Genomic DNA, 20,672 nt, shown 5'->3' on the forward strand with positions numbered 1-20,672 from the left:
CGACCGATCCTCAGCAGCTCGAGAGGAACTGCAGACCGGGCGCGGCCTGGGACGTCGCGCGTCGCCACTGGTCGCGGGTCTCGGTCGTGATGCCGCCCTTGATCGCGGACCGGTCGTAGGCGATCGCGCCGTTCTTCTGCTGGAGCTTCGCGACCCAGCGGGCAGCGCGCTTGGCCGGGACGCACTGGCCGGCCTGGCCGAGAGCCGACGCGGCGAGTCCGGTGCTGTTGGCGTTGGGCGCCTTGGTGCTCGGGCCGCCGCCGAAGCTGCCGTTGCGCTCCTGGGTGCGCACCAGCCAGCGCACCGCCGCGGCGATCGAGCGCTGCACGCGGGGGGTCGGGTGCTTGATGGACTGCAGGCTGAGCACCGCGATCGCCGTGGCGTCGGTGTCGGGCGCCCGGTTGGCCTTCGTGGCGCCGTCGCAGTTCTGGTTCTTCGCGGTCGCGTCGGCGAAGTAGAGCCGGAAGTAGCCGGGGCTGCACTGCTGCCGCAGCAGGAAGGCCACCGCCTCGTCGGCCTTGCCGGAGCGAGCCGTGCTCAGGCCACCGGCGGCGTACGCCTGACCCAGGGTGTTCGCGTAGTCGGTCCCGGAGGTCTTGTCCTGGAGGCGGCCGACGATGCCCTTCTTCGCGCTGATCCGGGCGCTGAGGCGCTGGACGAGGTTGGCCTTGCCGAAGCTCCGGGGATTGGCGCCGACGGTCTGGGCGAAGACGAGCGCCTTGGCGACCGACCCGGCGTACACGTCCGAGCTGGCGAAGTCGACGCCGGTGGTCCAGCTGTCCACGTGCTTCGCGAGCGCCCGGCTGCTCTGGCGGAGGGCCTTGCGGTGCCCGCCGATCGCGGCCAGCGCGAACCCGGTGTCGGCGGTGAGGCCGTAGTCGTCGAAGCCGTACTGGTCGTTGTGGACCAGGCCGCCGGTGAGCTGGCGATCGAGCCAGCCGCCCGCACGGTCCGAGGGTGCCGCCGAGGCGGACTCCGTCATCCCGGCGGTCAGGCCGAGAGCCAGCACTCCGGCCACGAGGGCGGAGGCAAGACGAGGCGTGCGCTTCATGTGTTCCTTCCCGCTGCTCAGCGGGAGGTGCTCGAGGTCGATCCCCGGGTCGCCACCCACCGTGTTCCACGACAGCGTGTGATCAGGACGCGTCGCGGCGGGTGCTCCGGCTCTACGGTTGCGGGTCAGCGCCGGATTCTCACCGGCTTCCCCCACCACGGGCGTGCATTGATGTGCCCGCGCAGCATATCCCGCGCGGGCCGGGCGCCGAATCGGCGCGTTACTGCAGCTTCTCGAGGATCAGCTCTCGGACCCGGCCGGCGTCGGCCTGGCCCTTCATCTCCTTCATCACCGCGCCGATGAGGGCGCCGGCGGCGGCCACCTTGCCGTCGCGGATCTTGTCGGCGACGTCCGGGTTGGCGGCGATCGCGGCGTCGACCGCGGCACCGAGCGCGCCGTCGTCGGAGACCACGGCCAGGCCGCGGGCGGCGACGATCTCCTCCGGCGTGCCCTCACCGGCGATCAGGCCGTCGAAGACCTGGCGCGCGAGCTTGTCGTTGACGGTGCCCGCGTCGACCAGCGCCTGGACCGCGGCCACCTGGGCCGGGCTGACGCCCAGCTCGGTGATGTCCACGCCCGCGTCGTTCGCGCGCCGGCCCAGCTCGGAGAGCCACCACTTGCGAGCAGCCTGCGGCGAGGCACCGGCGGCGACCGTCTCCTCGATCAGCCCGACGACGCCGGCGGCGATGACGTCGCGCATCTCGAGGTCGGTGTAGCCCCAGTCGGCCTGGAGCCGGGCCCGCTTCAGCAGCGGGTTCTCCGGCAGCGTGCCGCGGAGCTCCTCGACCCACTCGCGCGACGGCGCGACGGGCACCAGGTCGGGCTCCGGGAAGTAGCGGTAGTCCTCGGCGTCCGACTTCTCGCGACCGCTCGTGGTGATCCCGGTGTCCTCGTGCCAGTGCCGCGTCTCCTGCAGGATCGAGCCGCCGTCGTCGAGGATGCCGGCGTGCCGCTGCATCTCGTAGCGGACCGCGCGCTCGACCGAGCGGAAGGAGTTCACGTTCTTGGTCTCGGTGCGGGTGCCGAGGGTGCCGGCGCCCTTCGGCGCGAGCGAGAGGTTGACGTCGGCGCGCAGGTTGCCCTGGTCCATCCGGGCCTCGGAGACACCGAGCGCGACGATCAGGTCTCGCAGCTGGGAGACGTACGCGCGGGCCACGGCCGGCGCCTTCTCCCCCGCACCGGTGATCGGCTTGGTGACGATCTCGATCAGCGGGATGCCGGCGCGGTTGTAGTCGACCAGCGAGTGGTCGGCGCCGTGGATGCGGCCGGTCGCGCCGCCGACGTGCAGCGACTTCCCGGTGTCCTCCTCCATGTGCGCGCGCTCGATCTCGACGCGGAAGGTCTCACCGTCGACGTCGACGTCCATGAAGCCCTCGAACGCGATCGGCTCGTCGTACTGCGAGGTCTGGAAGTTCTTCGGCATGTCCGGGTAGAAGTAGTTCTTCCGCGCGAAGCGGCACCACTCGGCGATCTCGCAGTTGAGCGCGAGGCCGATCCGGATCGCCGACTCGATCGCCTTGGCGTTGACGACCGGCATCGCACCGGGCAGGCCGAGGCAGGTCGGGCAGACCTGGGTGTTGGGCTCGCCGCCGAAGACGGCCGGGCAGCCGCAGAACATCTTGGTGTTGGTGTTGAGCTCGACGTGGACCTCCAGGCCCAGCGCCGGGTCGTACGACGCCAGCACGTCGTCGAAGGCCACCAGGGTGTCCGTCATGCGTCCGCTCCGTTCAGTGCAGGGGCCTGGTCGAGCAGCGGGCCGCCCCACTGCTCCAGCAGCGCGGCCTCGAGCGCGGCACCGACGCGGTAGCAGCGGTCGTCGGCGAGCGCCGGCGCCAGGATCTGGAAGCCGGCCGGCAGGCCGTCCTCCTCGGCCAGCCCGCTCGGCACCGAGATGCCGGGCACGCCCGCGAGGTTGGCGGGGATGGTCGCGAGGTCGTTGAGGTACATCGCGATCGGGTCGTCGAGCTTCTCCCCCAGCTTGAACGCCGTGGTCGGCGCCGTCGGGGAGACCAGCACGTCGGCCTGCTCGAAGGCCGCCTCGAAGTCGCGCGAGATCAGCGTGCGGACCTTCTGGGCCTGGCCGTAGTAGGCGTCGTAGTAGCCGCTCGACAGGGCGTAGGTGCCGAGGATGATCCGGCGCTTCACCTCGTCGCCGAAGCCGGCGTCGCGGGTCGCGCGCATCACCTCCTCGGCGCTCGCGTCGGGCTTGCCCTCCGGCCAGACCCGGAGTCCGTAGCGCATCGCGTCGAACTTCGCGAGGTTGCTGGACGCCTCGGCCGGGAGGATCAGGTAGTAGGCCGCCATCGCGTGCACGAAGTGGGGGCACGAGACCTCGACGACCTCGGCGCCGGCCTTGACCAGCAGGTCGACCGACTCCTGGAAGCGGGTGATCACGCCGGGCTGCCACCCGTCGCCCGACAGCTCCTTGATGACGCCGACGCGGACGCCGCTCAGGTCACCGGCGGCGCCCTGCTTGGCGGCCGCGACGAGGTCGGGCAGCGGCTGGTCGATGGACGTGGAGTCCATCGGGTCGTGGCCGCCGATGACCTCGTGCAGGAGCGCCGAGTCCAACACCGTCCGGGTGACCGGGCCGGCCTGGTCGAGGGAGTTGGCGAGCGCGACGAGGCCGTATCGGGACACCCCGCCGTACGTCGGCTTCACGCCGACCGTGCCGGTGACGGCACCCGGCTGGCGGATCGAGCCGCCGGTGTCGGTGCCGATCGCGAGCGGTGCCTCGAACGCGGCCACCGCGGCGGCCGAGCCACCGCCGGAGCCGCCCGGGATCCGGTCCAGGTCCCACGGGTTGTGCGTGGCGCCGTACGCCGAGTGCTCGGTGGAGGAGCCCATCGCGAACTCGTCCATGTTGGTCTTGCCGAGGATCGGCAGGCCGGCCGCCTTGAGCCGCGCGACCACGGTCGCGTCGTACGGCGGGATCCAGCCCTCGAGGATCTTCGAGCCGCAGGTGGTGGGCAGGCCCTCGGTGGCGAGCACGTCCTTGACCGCGATCGGCACGCCGTCGAGGGCGGACAGCGGCGACCCGGCCGAGCGGCGCGCGTCCGACTCGGCGGCCTGGGCCAGCGCGCCCTCGGCGTCGACGTGCAGGAACGCGTGCACGCCCCGTCGATCAGTTGGCGTGTCCACGGCCGCGATGCGGTCGAGGTGGGCCTGGGTCAGCTCGACCGAGGTCACCTCTCCCGCGGCGAGGGCGTCGGCCATCTCGCTGGCGGTCTTGCGGATCCAGCCGCTCATGCCTCCTCCCCGAGGATGCGCGGGACCGAGAACCGCTGCTGGTCGACGGCCGGGGCGCCGGAGAGCGCCTGCTCGGGCGTCAGGCTCGGCCGCACGACGTCCTCACGGAAGACGTTGGTGAGCGGCAGCGCGTGCGACGTCGGCGGGATGTCCTCGCCGGCGACGCCGCTGATCGAGGCCACCGACTCCAGGATCACCGACAGCTGGGGTGCGAGGTGGTCGAGCTCGGCGTCGTCGAGGTCGATCCGGGCGAGGTTCGCCAGGTGCGCGACCTCGTCTCGGGTGATTTCAGGCATGGGGCCAATCCTAGGAGAAGACCGCGACCGGAAATTTCTGGGTGACCCCTGTCGATTTCCCGTCCCGACCGGCGTCGGGGGTGGTGACACTGCTCCTGAGGAAAGGATCCGCCATGAAGTACGTCCTGATGTTCACGGCCCGCCCCGACCTGCTCGCCTCGGTCGACCCCGCCCGCACCGAGGAGATCTACGCCCGCGTCTACCAGTGGTTCGGCGACAACGCCGCCCACCTGGCCGACAGCGGCGCCGAGCTGCACCCGGTCACCACGGCCACCACCGTGAAGTCGGGCGACGACGGGCCGGTCGTGGTCGACGGCCCGTTCAACGAGGCCAAGGAGGTCATCGGCGGCTTCTCGGTGCTCGACGTCGCCGACATGGACGCGGCCATCGCGATCGCGAAGACCTGGCCGCAGCTCGAGCTCCCGGGCATCGCCATCGAGATCCGGCCGATGGTCGAGGACTACTCGCAGTTCGAGTGAGCACAGCCGACCCGGACGGACTCCTCGCGCGCACCCTGCGCGAGGAGTCCGGCCTACTCGTCGCCCGGCTGTCGCGTCGCTTCGGTGACTTCGACCTGGCCGAGGAGGCGGTGCAGACCGCGGTCGTCGAGGCGCTGACCTCCTGGCGTCGCGACGGGGCGCCCGACCGTCCGGGCGCCTGGCTCCAGGTCGCGGCCGAGCGCAACGCCCTGGACGCCGTACGACGTGGGTCGCGGCAGCGGGCCCTGGCCGAGCGGGCGCCACCGCCTGAGGAGCCGCGCGACGGGACCGACGAGCGCCTGCCGCTGCTCTTCGCGTGCTGCCACCCGGCGTTGGCACCGGAGGCCCGGCTCGCGCTGACCCTCCGGGCGGTCGTCGGCCTGACGACGCCGCAGATCGCCCGCGCCTTCCTCGTCAACGAGACGGCGCTCGCCCAGCGGATCGTCCGGGCCAAGCGCAAGATCGTCACCGCCGGCATCTCGTTGACCGTGCCACCGCCGGACCAGCTGGCCGAGCGGCTCGGCGACGTGCTCCGCGTCGTCTACGTGATGTTCAACGAGGGCTTCGTGTCCTCCACCGGACCGTCCCAGGACCGCGACCTCGCCGCCGACGCCGTCTGGCTCGCGGGCGTCGTGGCGACCAGCCTGCCGCAGGAGGCCGAGGCCTGGGGTCTCGCCGCGCTGCTGACCCTCCAGCACGCGCGCGCCGGCGCCCGCTTCGACGCGCAGGGCCGCCTGGTGCTGCTCCGCGACCAGGACCGGACGGCGTGGGACCCGACCGCGCTGGCGGCGGGCGAGGACCTGCTCGAGCGGGCAGCGACGCTCCGCTCCCCCGGCCGCTACCAGCTCCAGGCCGCGATCGCCGCGTGCCACGCGTCGGCCGCCACCTGGGCCGAGACCGACTGGCTGCAGATCGTCACCCTCTACGACCTGCTCCTCGCTCACGACCCGTCGCCGGTCGTGCGGCTCAACCGGGCGGTCGCGCGCGCCCAGCTCGGCCCGGAGCAGGCCGCCCTCGCGCTCGGCGAGGTGGACGAGCTGGCGGACGAGCTCGCGTCGTACCACCTCTTCCACGCCACGCGGGGCCAGCTCCTCACGGAGCTCGGTCGCTCCGACGAGGCCGACGCAGCGCACCGGACGGCGCTCGGGCTGACCACCAACGACGCGGAGCGTCGGCTGCTGCTCACCCGGCTGCACCGGCATCCTCTGGAGGACGGGAGCTGAGCGCACCCAACCGAACCGGCCGACACCGCATCTGTCAGGGTGACCCGCTCGAGGAGGATCGATGGCAGCGATGACGGACGACGAGTTCGGCGAGTTCGTGCTGGCCGCGTGGCCGGGGCTCTACCGGACCGCCTACCTGATGCTCGGCGACCACCAGCTCGCCGAGGACCTGGTCCAGACGTCGCTCGCCAAGACCTACGCGTCGTGGCGCAAGATCGATGACCGGGCCGCCGCGCCGGCGTACGCCCGCGTCGTCCTCGCCAACACGGCCGCCTCGTGGTTCCGCCGCAAGGGCTGGCGCAACGAGCACCCGACCGAGGTGCTCCCCGACCCGGGCGTCGACCACGACTTCACCACCCGGACGGCGGTCGTCGACGCGCTCGCGACGCTCGCGCCGCGCCAGCGTGCGGTCGTCGTCCTCCGCTACTACGACGACCTCTCGGTGCGCGAGGTCGCACACGCCCTCGGCATCTCCGAGGGCACCGTGAAGAGCCAGACGTCGGACGCCCTCGCCCGGCTGCGCGACGTCCTCGACGACGAGGCCGCGTCGGTCCTCGTTCCCGCGGCCGATCCGGACGCCGTCGTCGGCCAGGGTCGCCGGATCCGGCGCGACCGGAGGATCCGGGTCGCCGCGGCGATCACCGCTGTCGTCGCCATCCTCGCCGTGGCGCTCGCCTCCGTGCTCGGACCGGGCCGCGATCGCGCCGAGAAGGTGCCGCCGGCCGGCGGCCCGCACGACACCGCCTGGGCGGTGGCGTCGGGCTCGACCGTCCAGCTCGGCACAGGCTCCGTCGTCGAGCTCGACGACGGACCGGTCGGCTACCTGTTCGACACGTCGGTGGGTGTGCTCGTGAACTACGGTCTCGACAACGCACCCTGGGGCAGCACCGCGCGATGGACGCTGATCCGACCCGACGGCACGACCCGGGACTTCCGCGTCGACACCGGAGGCCAGCAGCTCGTCGGCACGGATCCGACCCAGCCCTACATGGTGTACCTCGAGCCGACCGCCGCCCCGACCGAGTTCGACCTGGTCGTGCGCGACCTCCGCACCGGGCAGGTGAAGGACACGATCCCCGTCGAGGGGGCCGCTACCTGGACCGACAACCCGACGCCGGACGCCGACCTGGTCGGAGACCAGGTCTATCTGAACACAGACTCGTCGGCACTTGTCGTGGACCTGACGAGCCGACGTGTGACGCCGGTCGGCGCCCTGCCTGCGAAGGAGCCGCTGGCCATCGAGGGCAGCCACGCCCTAGTCACGAGTGGAGACCTGGGCTCGTCCGCAGAGGTGGTCGACATCGGCACGGGCCAGTCGGTCATGGAGTACAGCCAGGGAGACCGGTACCTCCAGCTGTCCCCGGACGGTCAGCACGTCGCCGCACTGCCGCGCCGCACCTGCGACAACGACAACGTGTGCGCGTTCGACCTGCCGACCGGCTACGTCTACGACCTCGGCACGGGGCACCGGGTCGAGGTCGACGTCGAGGGCGCGACGGCCGGCTGGACTCCGCGCGGCGACCTGGTCCTCGTCCGGCGGGACGACGTCTCTGTCTGCGACCCCGACAGCGGCGCCTGCAGCTCGACGACCCGAAGGCTGCCGGCGGACGACACTCCCGTGCTGGCAGACACCATCAACTGGTGACGCGGATCAGCCGAGCGCGTCAGGTCCGCTCTCCAGCAGCGCCTTGAAGCCGTCCTCGTCGAGGATCGGGACGCCGAGCTGCTCGGCCTTGTCGGCCTTCGACCCCGCGTTGTCGCCGATCACGACGTAGTCGGTCTTCTTCGACACCGACCCCGCGGCCTTGCCGCCCCGGGACAGGATCGCCTCCTTGGCGGAGTCGCGGCTGAAGTCGACCAGTGAGCCGGTCACCACCATCGTCAGCCCCTCGAGGGTGCGCTCGACGGACTCGTCCCGCTCGTCGGCCATGGTGACGCCGTCGCGCGCCCACTTGTCGACGATCTCGACGTGCCAGTCGACGCCGAACCACTCGATGACGGCCTCGGCGATCGTCGGACCCACGCCCTCGGCCGCCGCGAGCTCCTCCTCGGTCGCGGCCCGGATGGCCTCCATCGAGCCGAACTCGGTCGCGAGCGCCCGCGCCGCGGTCGGCCCGACGTGGCGGATCGACAGGCCGACCAGCACCCGCCACAGCGGCACCGACTTGGCCTTCTCCAGGTTGTCGAGCAGGCGCTGCCCGTTGGCGGAGAGCTGCGGCCCTTCCTCGCCCTTCTTCGGCGCCCTCGTGAAGAGTGGGGCCCGCAGCACGTTGTCGGGCGTGAGGTCGAAGACGTCGCCCTCGTTGGCGATCACCTCGGCATCGAGCAGCGCCGCCGCAGCCTCGTAGCCGAGACCCTCGATGTCGAAGGCTCCCCGACCCGCGACGTGGAACGTGCGCTCGCGGACCTGGGCGGGGCAGAACTGGTGGTTGGGGCAGCGCCGGTCCTTGTCGCCCTCCTTCTGCTCGACCAGGTCGGTGCCGCACGCCGGGCAGGTCGTGGGCGGCACCCACGGCTCGAGCCCCTCTGGCCGCAGCGCGAGCACCGGGCCGAGGATCTCCGGGATCACGTCGCCCGCCTTGCGCAGGATCACCGTGTCGCCCGGGTCGCCGGGACGGACGTCCTTGCGCTCGACCTCGTAGAAGTTGTGGAGCGTGGCGTTCTCGACCGTCGAGCCGGCGACCAGGGTCGGCTCCATGACGCCGTACGGCGTGACGCGTCCGGTGCGGCCGACGTTGACCCGGATCTCGAGGAGCTTGGCGTTGACCTCCTCGGGCGGGTACTTGAACGCGATCGCCCAGCGCGGCGCCCGGCTGGTGGATCCGAGGCGGCGCTGGAGGGCCACGTCGTCCACCTTCACGACGACGCCGTCGATCTCGTAGGGGACGATCGTGTGCCGGTGCTCGCCGGCGTTCTCGATGTACTTCTGGACCGCGTCGAGCGAGCCCAGCACTTTCACCTGCTCGGAGATGGGTAGCCCCCAGGCGGCGAGCGCCTCGTAGGCGTGCGACTGGGCCTTCGGCTCGAACCCCTGCCGGGCGCCGATGCCGTGGCAGACCATGCCGAGGGCGCGGCTCGCCGTGACGCGCGGGTCCTTCTGACGCAGGGAGCCGGCCGCCGAGTTGCGCGGGTTGGCGAACGGGGCCTTGCCCGCGTCGAGGAGCGACTCGTTGAGCCGCTCGAACGCCTCGACCGGCAGGAAGACCTCGCCGCGGACCTCGAGCAGGTCGGGCACCGGGAACTCGTCGGTGCCGGTGAGGCGGTGCGGCACGGCGTCGATCGTCTTCACGTTGGGGGTGACGTCCTCGCCGGTGGTGCCGTCGCCCCGGGTCAGGGCGCGCACCAGCCGGCCCTTCTCGTACAGGAGGTTGATCGCGAGGCCGTCGACCTTCAGCTCGCACAGCAGGGCCGGGTCGTCGACCCCGTCGCGCGCCAGCCGGGCGTGCCAGGCCTGGAGCTCGTCGTACGAGAACGCGTTGTCGAGGCTCTCCATCCGCTGGAGGTGGTCGACGGCCGTGAACTCGGTCGAGACCGCGCCGCCGACCTTCTGCGTCGGCGAGTCGGGCGTGCGGAGCTCGGGGAACTCCTCCTCGAGCGCCTCGAGGCGTCGGAGCCGTCGGTCGAAGTCGGCGTCGTCGAGGGTGGGGCTGTCGAGGACGTAGTAGCGCCAGCGCGCGTCCTCGATCTCCTCCGAGATCAGCCGGTGCTCCTCGCGGGGGTCGGTCATGGGTGCATTCTGCCGGTCGGCGCCGACAGCGGGCACCCACCCCGGGCGCCTGCGCGGCGTCCGAGCGGCGTCGAGCGGGGCTCAGAAAAAAACCTGAGAAATATCTGATTGGCCGGAATGAACCGGCCGTCCTAGTCTGTTGTCGATGAAACGAAACCGTTTCGTTTCATCCAGGTAAACGACAGACGACCACGCGAGGACGGCAGCGATGACCCCCAGCACCGAGCGCCCCCGCATCGAGGGCGACCGCGAGCAGGAGATCCTCGACGCGACCCTCGACGTCCTCGCGGAGGTGGGCTACGACCGCCTCACCATGGACGCCGTCGCCACCAAGGCGAAGGCGTCCAAGGCCACGCTCTACCGGCGCTGGACCAACAAGGTCAGCCTGGTGATCGAGGCGCTACAGCACACCAAGGGCCCTCACGACTCCCCCGTCCCCGACACCGGCTCGCTCCGCGGCGACCTGCAGCAGGTGTTCTGCGGCGTCGGCGGGCTCTCCGACACGACCAGCGTCGCCACCTTCGCCAGCGTGCTGACCGCGATCTCGCGGGACGCGGCCTTCGCGGAGGCGTTCCGGCGCGATGTCGTCGGCCCCAAGATCGCCGTCTCCCGTCAGCTCTGGGAGCGGGCCCGCGACCGCGGCGAGCTCCGGCCCGACATCGACCTCGACCTCATCGAACCCGCCCTGGCGGGGATCGTCCTGCACCGCGTCTTCGTGATGGGCGAGATCCCCGACCCCGACGTGATCACCCGTGTGATCGACCAGATCATCCTGCCGGCCGCCACCTGCGACCCGGCCCGAACCCAGACGACCCAGAAGGAAGACTGATGACTGACGTCACCACGTCCGAGGAGCAGACCTCGGGCAAGAAGATGCATCTGGGATGGGCGCTCGTGCTCATCTCGGTCGCACAGCTGATGGTGGTGCTCGACGGCACCATCGTGAACATCGCGCTCCCGTTCATCCAGAGCGACCTCGACATCTCGCAGGACAACCTGCGGTGGGTCGTGACCGGCTACGCGCTGGCGTTCGGCAGCCTGCTCCTCCTCGGCGGGCGGCTGGGTGACCTCTACGGACGCCGCAAGATCTTCATGATCGGCCTCGTGATCTTCGGCGTCGCGTCGATGCTCGGCGGCCTCGCCACCAGCGAGACCACCCTGCTCGCCGCGCGCGCCCTGCAGGGCCTCGGCGCCGCGCTCGCGTCGCCCGCCGCGCTCGCCCTGATCGCCACCACGTTCCCGGCCGGACCCGCCCGCAACCGCGCGTTCGCGGTGTACGCCGCGATGTCGGGCGTCGGCGCTGCCGTGGGTCTGCTCCTCGGCGGCTGGCTCACCGGCACGGCTCTCGACATCGGCAGCGTGCACATCGACGGCTGGCGGCTCACCCTGCTGATCAACATGCCGATCGGCATCGTCACCGCGCTGCTGGCACCGCGGTTCCTCAACGAGTCCGAGTCGCACCCCGGCGAGCTCGACCTGCCGGGCGCTGCCACCGGCACGCTCGGCCTGCTCGGCCTGGTCTACGGCATCAGCCGCGCCGGCACCGACGGTTGGACCGACACCTGGACGATCGCGAGCATCGCGGCCGGCCTGGCGCTGCTCGCCGCCTTCCTGTTCGTCGAGAGCCGGGTCGAGCACCCGCTGCTGCCGACGCGGGTGTTCGCCAACCGCACCCGAGCGGCCAGCTTCGTGGCGATGTTCTTCGCACCCGCCGCGATGTTCGCGATGTTCTTCTACCTGAGCCAGTACATCCAGACCGTGATGGGCTACAGCCCGATCAAGGCCGGCGTCGCGTTCCTGCCGTTCTGCGTGGGCCTGGTCCTGGCGGCCGGCATCTCGTCGAACCTGATCAACCGGATGGACCCGCGCATCCTGGCGGGCATCGGCACCCTGATGGCCGCCGGCGGCCTCTTCGGGTTCTCGCTCCTCCCCAGTGACACCACGCTGCCGATCGAGAACCTCCAGGGCAGCTACGTCACCGACCTGCTGCCGTACATCCTGCTGATGTCCTTCGGCATGGGGATGACGTTCGTCCCGCTCACCCTGACCGCGGTGCACCACCTGCGCGACGAGGACACCGGCATCGGCTCCGGCGTCCTCAACACCATGCAGCAGGTCGGTGGCGCGCTCGGCCTGTCGCTGCTCGCGACGGTCGCGACCCAGACGATCGACGACCTGGTCGCGAGCATCTCGAAGGCGGCCGAGCAGGCGGGTCAGGCCGGGGGGCCGATCCCCCAGGCGGTGTCCAACCAGATCTTCACGGCAGGCGCCACCGACGCGTTCCTCTTCGGCGCCATCCTGATGCTGGTCGCCTCGGCGGTCACCTGGGTCTTCCTCAACGTCAAGCACGAGGAGCTCGCCACCGACGGCCCGGAGGGTGCTCCGGTCCACGTCGGCTGATCCTGATCGGAGTCGTCCGCCTCTGGAGGGTCCCTGGACCCGCCTGAGGCGGACGTCCCGATTTCAGGCGAGTGCGTCCTCGAGTGCCTTCACGAAGGCGGGCAGGTCGTCGGGGTCGCGACTGGTGATCAGGGTGCCGTCCACGACGACCTCCTCGTCGACCCAGGTGCCGCCCGCGTTTCGTACGTCGTCGGCGAGGCTGTTGTAGCTCGTGAGCCGACGGCCCTCGACCAGCCCGGCCGACACCAGGAGCCACGGCCCGTGGCAGATCACGGCGAGCGGCTTGCCGGCGTCGAGCGCCTCGCGGGCGATCGCCCGGGCGCGGTCCTCGACGCGGATCCGGTCGGCGTTGACGGTGCCGCCCGGGACGACGACCGCATCGACGGATGACACGTCGAGGTCGTCGAGGGTGCCGTCGACGTCGACCTTCTGCGTCGGCGTCGTGTCGCCCTCGACCGCCTGGATCGGGTCGGTGCCGGTCGAGTAGATGCGCACCTCCGCACCCGAGTCGCGGAGCGCGTCGCGGGGCGTGACGAGCTCGGCCTCCTCGAAGAAGTCGGTCGCGATGATGGCCACGGTCTTCCCGGTCAGGTCGGTCATGGCGTCCAGGTACCCAGCGGGTGCACCGGGATGCGCTCAGCCGCTGAGGTTGGCCGCCGACGTCCGGACCAGGGCGAGGGCCTGCCGCACCCACGCCGGAGACGCACCCGCGAGCCCGCAGGTCGGGGTGACGACCAGCTGCTCCCCCACCTCGGCCGGGTCCAGGCCGAGCATGTCGAGCCAGCGCAGCACCCGCTCGGTGACCTCGGTGTCGGTGGGCGCGGTCGCCGGGTCGAGGGACGGCACGACGCCAAGCGCGACGGTCTCCCCGTCCTCGAGCGCCTCGGCGAGCGCGTCGTGGTCGGCAGCGGTCATCAGCCCGAGGTCGACCGAGATCCCACGCGCACCGGAGGTGCGGAGCAGCGGCAGCGGCGTCCCTGCCGCGCAGGTGTGGACCCACGGCTCGGCGCCCGCGTCGCTCACCGCGCCGAGCACCCAGGACAGCGCCTCGGAGGCCTCCGGCGGGTGCACGGTCCGGTGCCGTCCGAACCCGGAGGCGGTCGGCACCTTCCCCGCGAGCACGGCCGACAGCGCCGGCTCGTCGACCTGCACGACCAGCCGGTCGACGCCGGGCAGGCGCCGTCGTACGTCGGCGACGTGCGTGCCCACGCCCTCGGCCAGCGCCTGGGCCAGCTCCCGGCGCGCGCCGAAGTCGCTGAGCACCTTGTCGCCGCGCGGCTTCTCGACGCTCGCCGCCAGCGTCCACGGTCCGGCGACCTGGATCTTGAACGCACCCTCGTAGCCCTGGGTCAGCTCCTCGAGCGTGTCCAGGTCCTGCGCGAGCAGGCTGCGCGCCCGCCGGTGGTCGACGCCCGGCGCGTCGGTGAGGCGCCACCCGGCCGGCTGCAGGTCGGCGCCGAGCTCGGCCATCACGGCCAGGCCGCGACCGACGATGCCGGCGGTGATGCCGCGGTCGGGCAGCTCCGGCAGGTGGGGCAGGTCCGGGAGCTCGCCGAGGACGGTGCGGAGCGTCTCCTCGAGGCTCTCGCCCGGGTAGGAGCCGATCCCGGTCGCGGTCACCACGGGTGGGCACCGGTCGGCGGTGAGTCAGCAACCGAATCGACGGCGCGTGCGGCCCACAACGGTTGCCTGCTCACCGCTGCCCCGTCGCCGAGATCGTGGCCGAGCCCACCACTCTGCTGCCCTCGTAGATGACCGCGGCCTGACCGGGCGCGATGCCGTACGCCGGCTCGAGCAGCTCGATCTCGACCGTCTCGCCGACGCGCACCCGCGCGGGCAGCTCCTCGCCGTGCGCGCGGAGCTGGACCGTGCCGGACAGCGACCGCGGGACGGTGCCGCACCACCGCGGCTTGATGCCGCTGAGCCGGTGCACGGCGAGGTGCTCGCGCGGGCCGACGGTCACGGTGCCGGAGACCGGCTCGATGTCGAGGACGAAGCGCGGCTTGCCGTCGGGCGCCGGCCGGCCGATCCGCAGGCCCTTGCGCTGCCCGATGGTGAACCCGTAGGTGCCCTCGTGCTCGCCGAGCACCGCACCGGTCTCGTCGACGATCGCGCCGCCGTGGTTGGGAGCGCGGTCGCCGAGCTTCTCGCGCAGCCAGCCGGCGTTGTCGCCGTCGGCGACGAAGCAGATGTCGTGGCTGTCGGGCTTGTCGGCGACCAGCAGGCCGCGCTCGGCTGCTTCGCGTCGTACGTCGGGCTTCGTGGAGTCGCCGAGCGGGAAGAGCGAGTGCGCGAGCTGCTGCTGGTCGAGCACGCCGAGGACGTAGGACTGGTCCTTGCCGTGGTCGACGGCACGGTGCATCTCGATCAGCCCGTCGGCACCGGTGCGCAGCTGGGCGTAGTGACCGGTCGCGACGGCGTCGAAGCCCAGCCCGAGCGCCCGGTCGAGCACGGCGGCGAACTTGATCTTCTCGTTGCAGCGCAGGCACGGGTTGGGCGTGCGCCCGGCGGCGTACTCGTCCATGAAGTCCTCGACCACGTCCTCGTGGAAGCGGTCGGAGAGGTCCCAGACGTAGAACGGGATGCCGATCACGTCGGCGGCCCGGCGGGCGTCGTTGGCGTCCTCGATCGTGCAGCAGCCGCGGGCACCCGAGCGGTACGACGCCGGGTTGCGTGAGAGGGCGAGGTGGATCCCCGTGACGTCGTGCCCGGCCTCGACGGCGCGCGCCGCGGCGACGGCCGAGTCGACGCCGCCCGACATGGCGGCGACGACCCTCATCGCTTGGCTGCCCGGGCGCGCTCGACGACGGGCACGATCGCCTCGACGACGGCGTCGACGTCGGCCTGCGTCGTCGTGTGGCCGAGCGAGAACCGCAGCGAGTGGCGGGCCGCCTCCTCGTCGCAGCCCATCGCGAGCAGCACGTGGGAGGGCTGGGGAACGCCCGCGGAGCAGGCCGAGCCGGTCGAGCACTCGATCCCCCGCGCGTCCAGAAGCATCAGCAGGGAGTCGCCCTCGCAGCCGGGGAAGCCGAGGTGGGCGTTGCCGGGCAGCCGCTCGGCGCCGATCTCCGCGCCGTGGAGGTGGGCGTCCGGGACGGCCTCGACGACGCGCCGGACCAGGTCGTCGCGCAGCGCGGCGACCCGCGCGGCGTGCTCGGCCTGGTGCTTGACGGCGAGCTCGACCGCGGTCGCGAAGCCGGCGATCGCCGGGGTGTCGATGGTGCCGCTGCGGATGTCGCGCTCCTGGCCGCCGCCGTGGATCAGCGGCGTGACGTCGAGCTCACGGCGCACGACGAGCGCGCCGACGCCGTACGGGCCGCCGACCTTGTGGCCGGTGAGCGTGAGGGCGTCGACGCCGGAGCGGGCGAAGGCCACCGGCACCGCGCCGACGGCCTGGACGGCGTCGGTGTGCACCGGGATGCCGTGCGCGGCGGCGATCGCCACCACCTCGTCGATCGGCTGCAGCGTGCCGACCTCGTTGTTGGCCCACATCACCGAGATCAGGGCGACGGAGGCCGGGTCGCGCTCGACGGCGTCGCGCAGCGCGTCGACGTCGAGCCGGGCCCGCGAGTCGACCGGCAGACGCCAGACGGAGGCGCCCTCGGCGTCCTCGAGCCAGTGCAGTGGGTCGAGCACCGCGTGGTGCTCGACGGCCGTCGTGAGGATGCGGGTACGGCGCGGGTCGCCGGCGCGACGCGACCAGTAGACGCCCTTGAGCGCCACGTTGTCGGCCTCGGTGCCGCCGGAGGTGAAGACGACCTCGCCGGGGCGACAGTCCAGGGCCTGGGCGATGGTCTCGCGGGACTCCTCGACCACCCGGCGCGCGTGCCGCCCGGAGGCGTGCAGCGAGCTGGGGTTGCCCACCTCGAGGAGGTGCGCCGTCATGGCCTCGACCGCCGCCGGCACCATCGGCGTGGTGGCGGCGTGGTCGAGGTAGACGGTCCGGTCGTTCATGGCAACGACCAGGGTACGGCGGCTAGGAGGAAACAGCCGCAGCGAGGTTGCCGAGCGAGTCCTGGAGGGCCGACTCGGGCACCAGCGGGAAGCCGATCTTGGCCAGCAGCGCCTGGTCGGTGACCTTGCCCCAGTCGTAGGTCAGCCGGACCGTCGTGGCGTCCGAGCCCTCGGCCGTCAGCTCCCACACCCACTCCCATCCCGGCGGCTCGGTGTCGGCGGGCGCGGTCTGCCAGGCGAGCAGGTGGTTCTTGTCGTAGCCGGTGACGGTGTTGTCGGTCTGGTAGTCGCCACCCATGTGCGGCCCGGACATGTTCATCCGGAACACCTGTCCCGTGCCGGTGATCCGGTCGGTCTTCTCGTCGCTGAGGACGAAGCCGGAGCCGTCGAGCTCGGGGTGTCGCTCCGGGTTCGACAAGACGTCGAAGAGTGCCTGCGACGAGGCGTCGATGGTGCGCTGGACGGTGATGCTCGTGTCGGTGGACATGCCTCCACCGTTGCTCGCAACGGGCGCTCACTCAAGCCGGTGCACGAGATGACGGCGTCGGAGGTGGTTGCTCTTGCACTCGCCGGTCACTTGCGGGCGACCGTCGCGACGACGCCGCGGTGGTCGCTGCCGGGGATCGTGATGGTGTGCATGCCGAGCGCGGCCAGCCGGTCCCCGAGCAGCACGTGGTCGATCTGCGCGAGCGGCAGGCCGAGCACGTCGAAGCTGCCGGAGGTCGGCCAGGTCGGGTGCCAGCCGTCGTTGGCGAGCTCGCCGACGTCGCGGTAGCCCCGGTCGGCCAGCTCGCGCATCGGCGCGTGGTCGACGGTGGCGTTGAAGTCGCCGACGACGAGGTCGGGCTTCCCCTGCGTCACCGCGTCGACGACGTCGTCCAGGTCGTGGCTCCAGCCGGAGGTGTCCACCGGGTACGTCGGGTGCACCGCCTGCACCCGCAGGTCACCCATCGTGAAGGACCAGCTCCCGAGGGAGGTGGGCAGCCGCGCGGCGTCGGTCAGCGGGGTGGCGGCGAACGCCATCGTGCCCGAGGCCATCGTCCCGGGCAGCCCGACCCGGTACGGGAGCAGGTCACGCAGCCCCGCGCGGTCCATGTCCGCCAGCACCGCCGGAGTCACCTCCTCGAGCACCAGCAGGTCGACGTCGGCCTCGGTCGCGGCGCTCACGACCTCGATACCGTCGGCCTCTCCGAGCCGCAGGTTGGCGGTCATGACGACGAGGGGGGTCGCCCCGTCGGCGGCCGGCGGGTTCGCGCCGCTCACCTGCGGGGCGTACCACCAGCCGTGCAGGCCGAGTCCGACCAGCGCGACCAGCGCGACCGGGAGCGCCGCGTTGCGCCATCCCCGTCGGACGATCAGTCGCCCGAGCACGAGCAGCAGCACCACGCCGTACAACGGGAGCGCCCAGGGCGTGAACGCCACCAGCGCGATGCCCACCCGGCTGTCCGGCTCGGTCAGGCGGGCCGCGGTGAGCGCGACGGCCGGGAGGAGCAGGAGCCCGACGAGGATCCAGAAGACCACCACCCGCGCACGCACGCGCCGCAACCTACCGGTCCCGACGAGCCTGCGTCAGAGCAGCACGAGGTCGTCGCGGTGCACGATCTCGCGCTCGTAGCCCGCGCCGAGCTCGCGCTTGAGGTCGCTGGAGGTGCGGCCGAGCAGCTGCGGCAGCTCCTCGGCGTCGAAGTTCACCAGGCCGCGGGCGACCGGCGTGCCGTCGGGGGCCGCGATGTCGACGGGCTCGCCGGCGTGGAACGTCCCCTCGACCGCGGTGATGCCGGCGGCCAGCAGGGACGCGCGACGCTCGACCACGGCGCGTACGGCGCCCGCGTCGAGGACCAGGGTGCCCTTCGGCTCGGTGGCGTGGGCCAGCCACAGCAGCCGCGTGGGACGGCGCTTGCCGGTGGTGTGGAAGAGCGTGCCGACCGGCTCGCCCGCGAGCGCAGCGCCGGCGTTGTCGGCCGAGGTCAGCACGACCGGGATGCCGGCCCCGGTGGCGATCCGCGCGGCGTCGACCTTCGTCTGCATGCCGCCGCTGCCGAGCCCGGCGGCTCCGGTCTTCCCGATGCGTACGGCGCCGAGGTCGTCGACCGACGTGACCTCCGCGAGCAGGGTGCTGCCCGGCTTGCCCGGGTCGGCGTCGTAGAGGCCGTCGACGTCGCTGAGCAGCACCAGCAGGTCGGCGTGCACGAGGTGCGCGACCAGCGCCGCGAGCCGGTCGTTGTCACCGAACCGGATCTCGCTGGTCGCGACCGTGTCGTTCTCGTTGACGATCGGGAGCACACCGAGCTCGAGCAGCTTGGCGAACGTCTGGTAGGCGTTGCGGTAGTGCGAGCGCCGGGTCACGTCGTCCACCGTCAGCAGCACCTGGCCGGCGATGACGCCGTGCCGCGCGAGCTCCTCGGTGTAGCGGTGCACCAGCAACCCCTGGCCGACCGAGGCCGCGGCCTGCTGGGCCGGCAGCGCCTTCGGGCGCCGCTTCAGGCCGAGTGGCGCCAGGCCTGCGGCGATCGCGCCCGAGGAGACCAGCACGAGCTCGGCGCCGTCGACGCGCAGCTTCGCCAGCACGTCGACCAGGACCCGCACCCGCTCCGGGTCGATGCCTCCGGCCGCGGTCGTGAGGGAGGAGGACCCGACCTTGACGACGATCCGCTTCGCCTCGGTCACCTGGGTGCGGACGGTCATTCCTCGGGGTCGTTCCCGGGGTCGTTCTCGGCCCAGTCGGGGTCCTCGTCGCCGCCGATGTCGTAGGACGTGGGCCCGTAGACCTCGGGCTGGTCGAGACGCCGCGCGACGTCGGCGCGGGTCTCGCCCTCGGCGCGGTCGGGCAGCGCCTCCTGGATCGCCCGGCGCCGGTGTGCCGCGGGGCGGGAGTCGTCGAAGCGCTGGTCCTCGCCGCGACGGCTGAGGATCTCGGCGCCCGCGTCGATGCCGGGCTTGAAGTCGAAGACGACCGCGTTGTCCGGGTCGCCGATGAGGACGGCGTCGCCCTCCTCGGCCCCGAGCTCGACCAGCTTGCTCTCGACGCCGAGGCGGTTGAGGCGGTCGGCGAGGAAGCCGACGGCCTCGTCGTTGCTGAAGTCGGTCTGCCGGATCCAGCGCTCGGGCTTGTCGCCGCGCACCCGCCAGCCGTCGCTGGTCGAGGTGATCGTGAACTCGTCCTTGCCGTCGGCCGACGGCGGGCGCAGCACGATCCGGGTCGCCTCGACGGCCGGCTTCGCGGCGCGGGCCGCCTCGACGATGGCGGCCATCGCGAAGGTCAGCTCGCGCATCCCCTCGCCGGAGGCCGCGGAGACCTCGAAGACGGCGAGGCCGCGTCCGCGCAGCTCCTCGACGACGAAGCCCGCGATGTCGCGCCCGTCGGGCACGTCGATCTTGTTGAGGGCGACCAGTCGCGGCCGGTCCTCGAGCCCGCCGTACCGGCTGAGCTCGAGCTCGATGACGTCGAGGTCGTCGACCGGGTTGCGGCCGGGCTCGATGCTGGCGGTGTCGACGACGTGGACGATCGCGGCGCAGCGCTCGATGTGCCGCAGGAAGTCGTGGCCGAGGCCGCGGCCGTCGCTGGCACCCTCGATCAGGCCGGGCACGTCGGCGACCGTGAACGTCGTGTCGCCGGCCGACACCACGCCCAGGTTGGGCACGAGGGTGGTGAACGGGTAGTCGGCGATCTTCGGCCGGGCTCGCGAGATCGCGGCGATCAGGCTGGACTTGCCGGCGCTCGGGAAGCCGACCAGGCCGATGTCGGCGACGACCTTGAGCTCGAGCACGATCTCGAGCTCGTCGCCGGGCTCGCCGAGCAGCGCGAAGCCGGGGGCCTTGCGCTTGGACGAGGCGAGCGCGGCGTTGCCGAGGCCCCCGCGACCGCCCTGGGCGACGACCAGCTCGGTGCCCGGGCCCACCAGGTCCGCCAGGACGTTGCCCTGCGGGTCGGTGACCAGGGTGCCGTCGGGCACCGGCAGGACCAGGTCGGCGCCGTGGCCACCGTTCTTGTGGTCGCCGGCGCCGTGGCCGCCGGAGGAGGCGCTGCGCTTGGGGCTGTGGTGGTAGTCGATGAGGGTGGTGACGTCGGGGTCGACCCGCAGGATCACCGAGCCGCCGGGGCCTCCGTTGCCGCCGTCGGGGCCGCCGAGCGGCTTGAACTTCTCACGGTGGACCGAAGCCACGCCGTGCCCGCCGCGGCCGGCGCTGACGTGCAGCGACACCCGGTCGACGAAGGTGGGGACGGCCATGGTTCCTACTCTCAGTGGTACCCGTGCTGGTGCTGGGTGTGGTGCGAAACGACGAAGGGCGCCC

The 20,672-nt window shown here is 72.3% G+C and carries 18 protein-coding genes and 1 riboswitch; of the genes, 5 read left to right on the forward strand and 13 right to left on the reverse strand.

Going from position 1 to position 20,672, the window contains the following annotated elements; all coding sequences use genetic code 11:
* Window positions 1-10: 10 nt before the first annotated feature.
* From ASC77_RS26480 to gatC, 4 genes are all read right to left on the reverse strand, one after another.
* Complete coding sequence (locus tag ASC77_RS26480) at window positions 11-1,051, reverse strand: prenyltransferase/squalene oxidase repeat-containing protein (protein WP_156390922.1); 1,041 nt, start codon at window positions 1,049-1,051, stop codon at window positions 11-13.
* A 78-nt stretch (window positions 1,052-1,129) separates the two neighbouring features.
* Window positions 1,130-1,226, reverse strand: a riboswitch (cobalamin riboswitch).
* A 45-nt stretch (window positions 1,227-1,271) separates the two neighbouring features.
* Window positions 1,272-2,765 (reverse strand): Asp-tRNA(Asn)/Glu-tRNA(Gln) amidotransferase subunit GatB, encoded by a 1,494-nt coding sequence (gatB, locus tag ASC77_RS05610; protein ID WP_056149578.1) that lies wholly within the window; start codon window positions 2,763-2,765, stop codon window positions 1,272-1,274.
* On the reverse strand, window positions 2,762-4,300 hold the full coding sequence (gatA, locus tag ASC77_RS05615) for an Asp-tRNA(Asn)/Glu-tRNA(Gln) amidotransferase subunit GatA (protein ID WP_056149579.1): 1,539 nt from the start codon (window positions 4,298-4,300) through the stop codon (window positions 2,762-2,764). Before gatA ends, gatB begins: the two co-directional genes overlap by 4 nt.
* Window positions 4,297-4,596, reverse strand: coding sequence for an Asp-tRNA(Asn)/Glu-tRNA(Gln) amidotransferase subunit GatC (gene gatC / locus ASC77_RS05620; protein ID WP_056149580.1), 300 nt, complete (start codon window positions 4,594-4,596; stop codon window positions 4,297-4,299). The genes gatA and gatC overlap by 4 nt, the downstream gene beginning before the upstream one ends.
* A gap of 113 nt (window positions 4,597-4,709) precedes the next feature.
* Between gatC and ASC77_RS05625 the strand changes: the two genes are divergently transcribed.
* The 3 genes from ASC77_RS05625 to ASC77_RS26010 all read left to right on the forward strand — a co-directional run bounded on the left by ASC77_RS05625 (window position 4,710) and on the right by ASC77_RS26010 (window position 7,943).
* Window positions 4,710-5,075 carry a YciI family protein gene (locus ASC77_RS05625; RefSeq protein WP_056149581.1) on the forward strand — a complete coding sequence of 122 codons (366 nt, stop codon included), beginning with the start codon at window positions 4,710-4,712 and terminating at the stop codon, window positions 5,073-5,075.
* Window positions 5,072-6,298: an RNA polymerase sigma factor gene (locus ASC77_RS05630; protein WP_056149583.1), complete on the forward strand. Its 1,227-nt coding sequence runs from the start codon at window positions 5,072-5,074 to the stop codon at window positions 6,296-6,298. The genes ASC77_RS05625 and ASC77_RS05630 overlap by 4 nt, the downstream gene beginning before the upstream one ends.
* 61 nt (window positions 6,299-6,359) lie before the next feature.
* A complete protein-coding gene (locus ASC77_RS26010; protein WP_082574467.1) occupies window positions 6,360-7,943 on the forward strand; it encodes a SigE family RNA polymerase sigma factor in 1,584 nt (527 codons plus the stop codon).
* A 6-nt stretch (window positions 7,944-7,949) separates the two neighbouring features.
* Here ASC77_RS26010 and ligA read toward each other — a convergent pair whose 3' ends face one another.
* Window positions 7,950-10,025 (reverse strand): NAD-dependent DNA ligase LigA, encoded by a 2,076-nt coding sequence (ligA, locus tag ASC77_RS05640; protein ID WP_056149585.1) that lies wholly within the window; start codon window positions 10,023-10,025, stop codon window positions 7,950-7,952.
* A 208-nt stretch (window positions 10,026-10,233) separates the two neighbouring features.
* Between ligA and ASC77_RS05645 the strand changes: the two genes are divergently transcribed.
* Both ASC77_RS05645 and ASC77_RS05650 read left to right on the forward strand, forming a co-directional pair.
* On the forward strand, window positions 10,234-10,854 hold the full coding sequence (locus ASC77_RS05645; RefSeq protein WP_056149587.1) for a TetR/AcrR family transcriptional regulator: 621 nt from the start codon (window positions 10,234-10,236) through the stop codon (window positions 10,852-10,854).
* The gene (locus ASC77_RS05650; RefSeq protein ID WP_056149590.1) at window positions 10,854-12,425 is read left to right on the forward strand and encodes an MFS transporter; all 1,572 of its coding nucleotides are present in this window, start codon (window positions 10,854-10,856) and stop codon (window positions 12,423-12,425) included. Before ASC77_RS05645 ends, ASC77_RS05650 begins: the two co-directional genes overlap by 1 nt.
* Before the next feature lie 63 nt (window positions 12,426-12,488).
* Here ASC77_RS05650 and ASC77_RS05655 read toward each other — a convergent pair whose 3' ends face one another.
* From ASC77_RS05655 to obgE, 8 genes are all read right to left on the reverse strand, one after another.
* Window positions 12,489-13,025: a type 1 glutamine amidotransferase domain-containing protein gene (locus ASC77_RS05655; protein WP_056149592.1), complete on the reverse strand. Its 537-nt coding sequence runs from the start codon at window positions 13,023-13,025 to the stop codon at window positions 12,489-12,491.
* Between the two features lie 36 nt (window positions 13,026-13,061).
* Window positions 13,062-14,045, reverse strand: a complete 984-nt coding sequence (locus tag ASC77_RS05660; RefSeq protein ID WP_056149962.1) for a methionine synthase — start codon at window positions 14,043-14,045, stop codon at window positions 13,062-13,064.
* 73 nt (window positions 14,046-14,118) lie between these two features.
* The gene (gene mnmA / locus ASC77_RS05665) at window positions 14,119-15,204 is read right to left on the reverse strand and encodes a tRNA 2-thiouridine(34) synthase MnmA (RefSeq protein ID WP_056149593.1); all 1,086 of its coding nucleotides are present in this window, start codon (window positions 15,202-15,204) and stop codon (window positions 14,119-14,121) included.
* Complete coding sequence (locus ASC77_RS05670) at window positions 15,201-16,379, reverse strand: cysteine desulfurase family protein (protein WP_056149595.1); 1,179 nt, start codon at window positions 16,377-16,379, stop codon at window positions 15,201-15,203. Before ASC77_RS05670 ends, mnmA begins: the two co-directional genes overlap by 4 nt.
* 22 nt (window positions 16,380-16,401) lie before the next feature.
* Window positions 16,402-16,866: an SRPBCC family protein gene (locus ASC77_RS05675; RefSeq protein WP_056149597.1), complete on the reverse strand. Its 465-nt coding sequence runs from the start codon at window positions 16,864-16,866 to the stop codon at window positions 16,402-16,404.
* A gap of 86 nt (window positions 16,867-16,952) precedes the next feature.
* Window positions 16,953-17,915, reverse strand: coding sequence for an endonuclease/exonuclease/phosphatase family protein (locus ASC77_RS05680; RefSeq protein WP_056149599.1), 963 nt, complete (start codon window positions 17,913-17,915; stop codon window positions 16,953-16,955).
* 33 nt (window positions 17,916-17,948) lie between these two features.
* The gene (proB, locus tag ASC77_RS05685; RefSeq protein WP_056149601.1) at window positions 17,949-19,064 is read right to left on the reverse strand and encodes a glutamate 5-kinase; all 1,116 of its coding nucleotides are present in this window, start codon (window positions 19,062-19,064) and stop codon (window positions 17,949-17,951) included.
* Window positions 19,061-20,608 (reverse strand): GTPase ObgE, encoded by a 1,548-nt coding sequence (gene obgE / locus ASC77_RS05690; protein WP_056149603.1) that lies wholly within the window; start codon window positions 20,606-20,608, stop codon window positions 19,061-19,063. The genes proB and obgE overlap by 4 nt, the downstream gene beginning before the upstream one ends.
* Between the last annotated feature and the right edge of the window lie 64 nt (window positions 20,609-20,672).

Origin of the sequence: Nocardioides sp. Root1257 (assembly GCF_001425175.1) — a bacterium.
Classification (GTDB): domain Bacteria; phylum Actinomycetota; class Actinomycetes; order Propionibacteriales; family Nocardioidaceae; genus Nocardioides.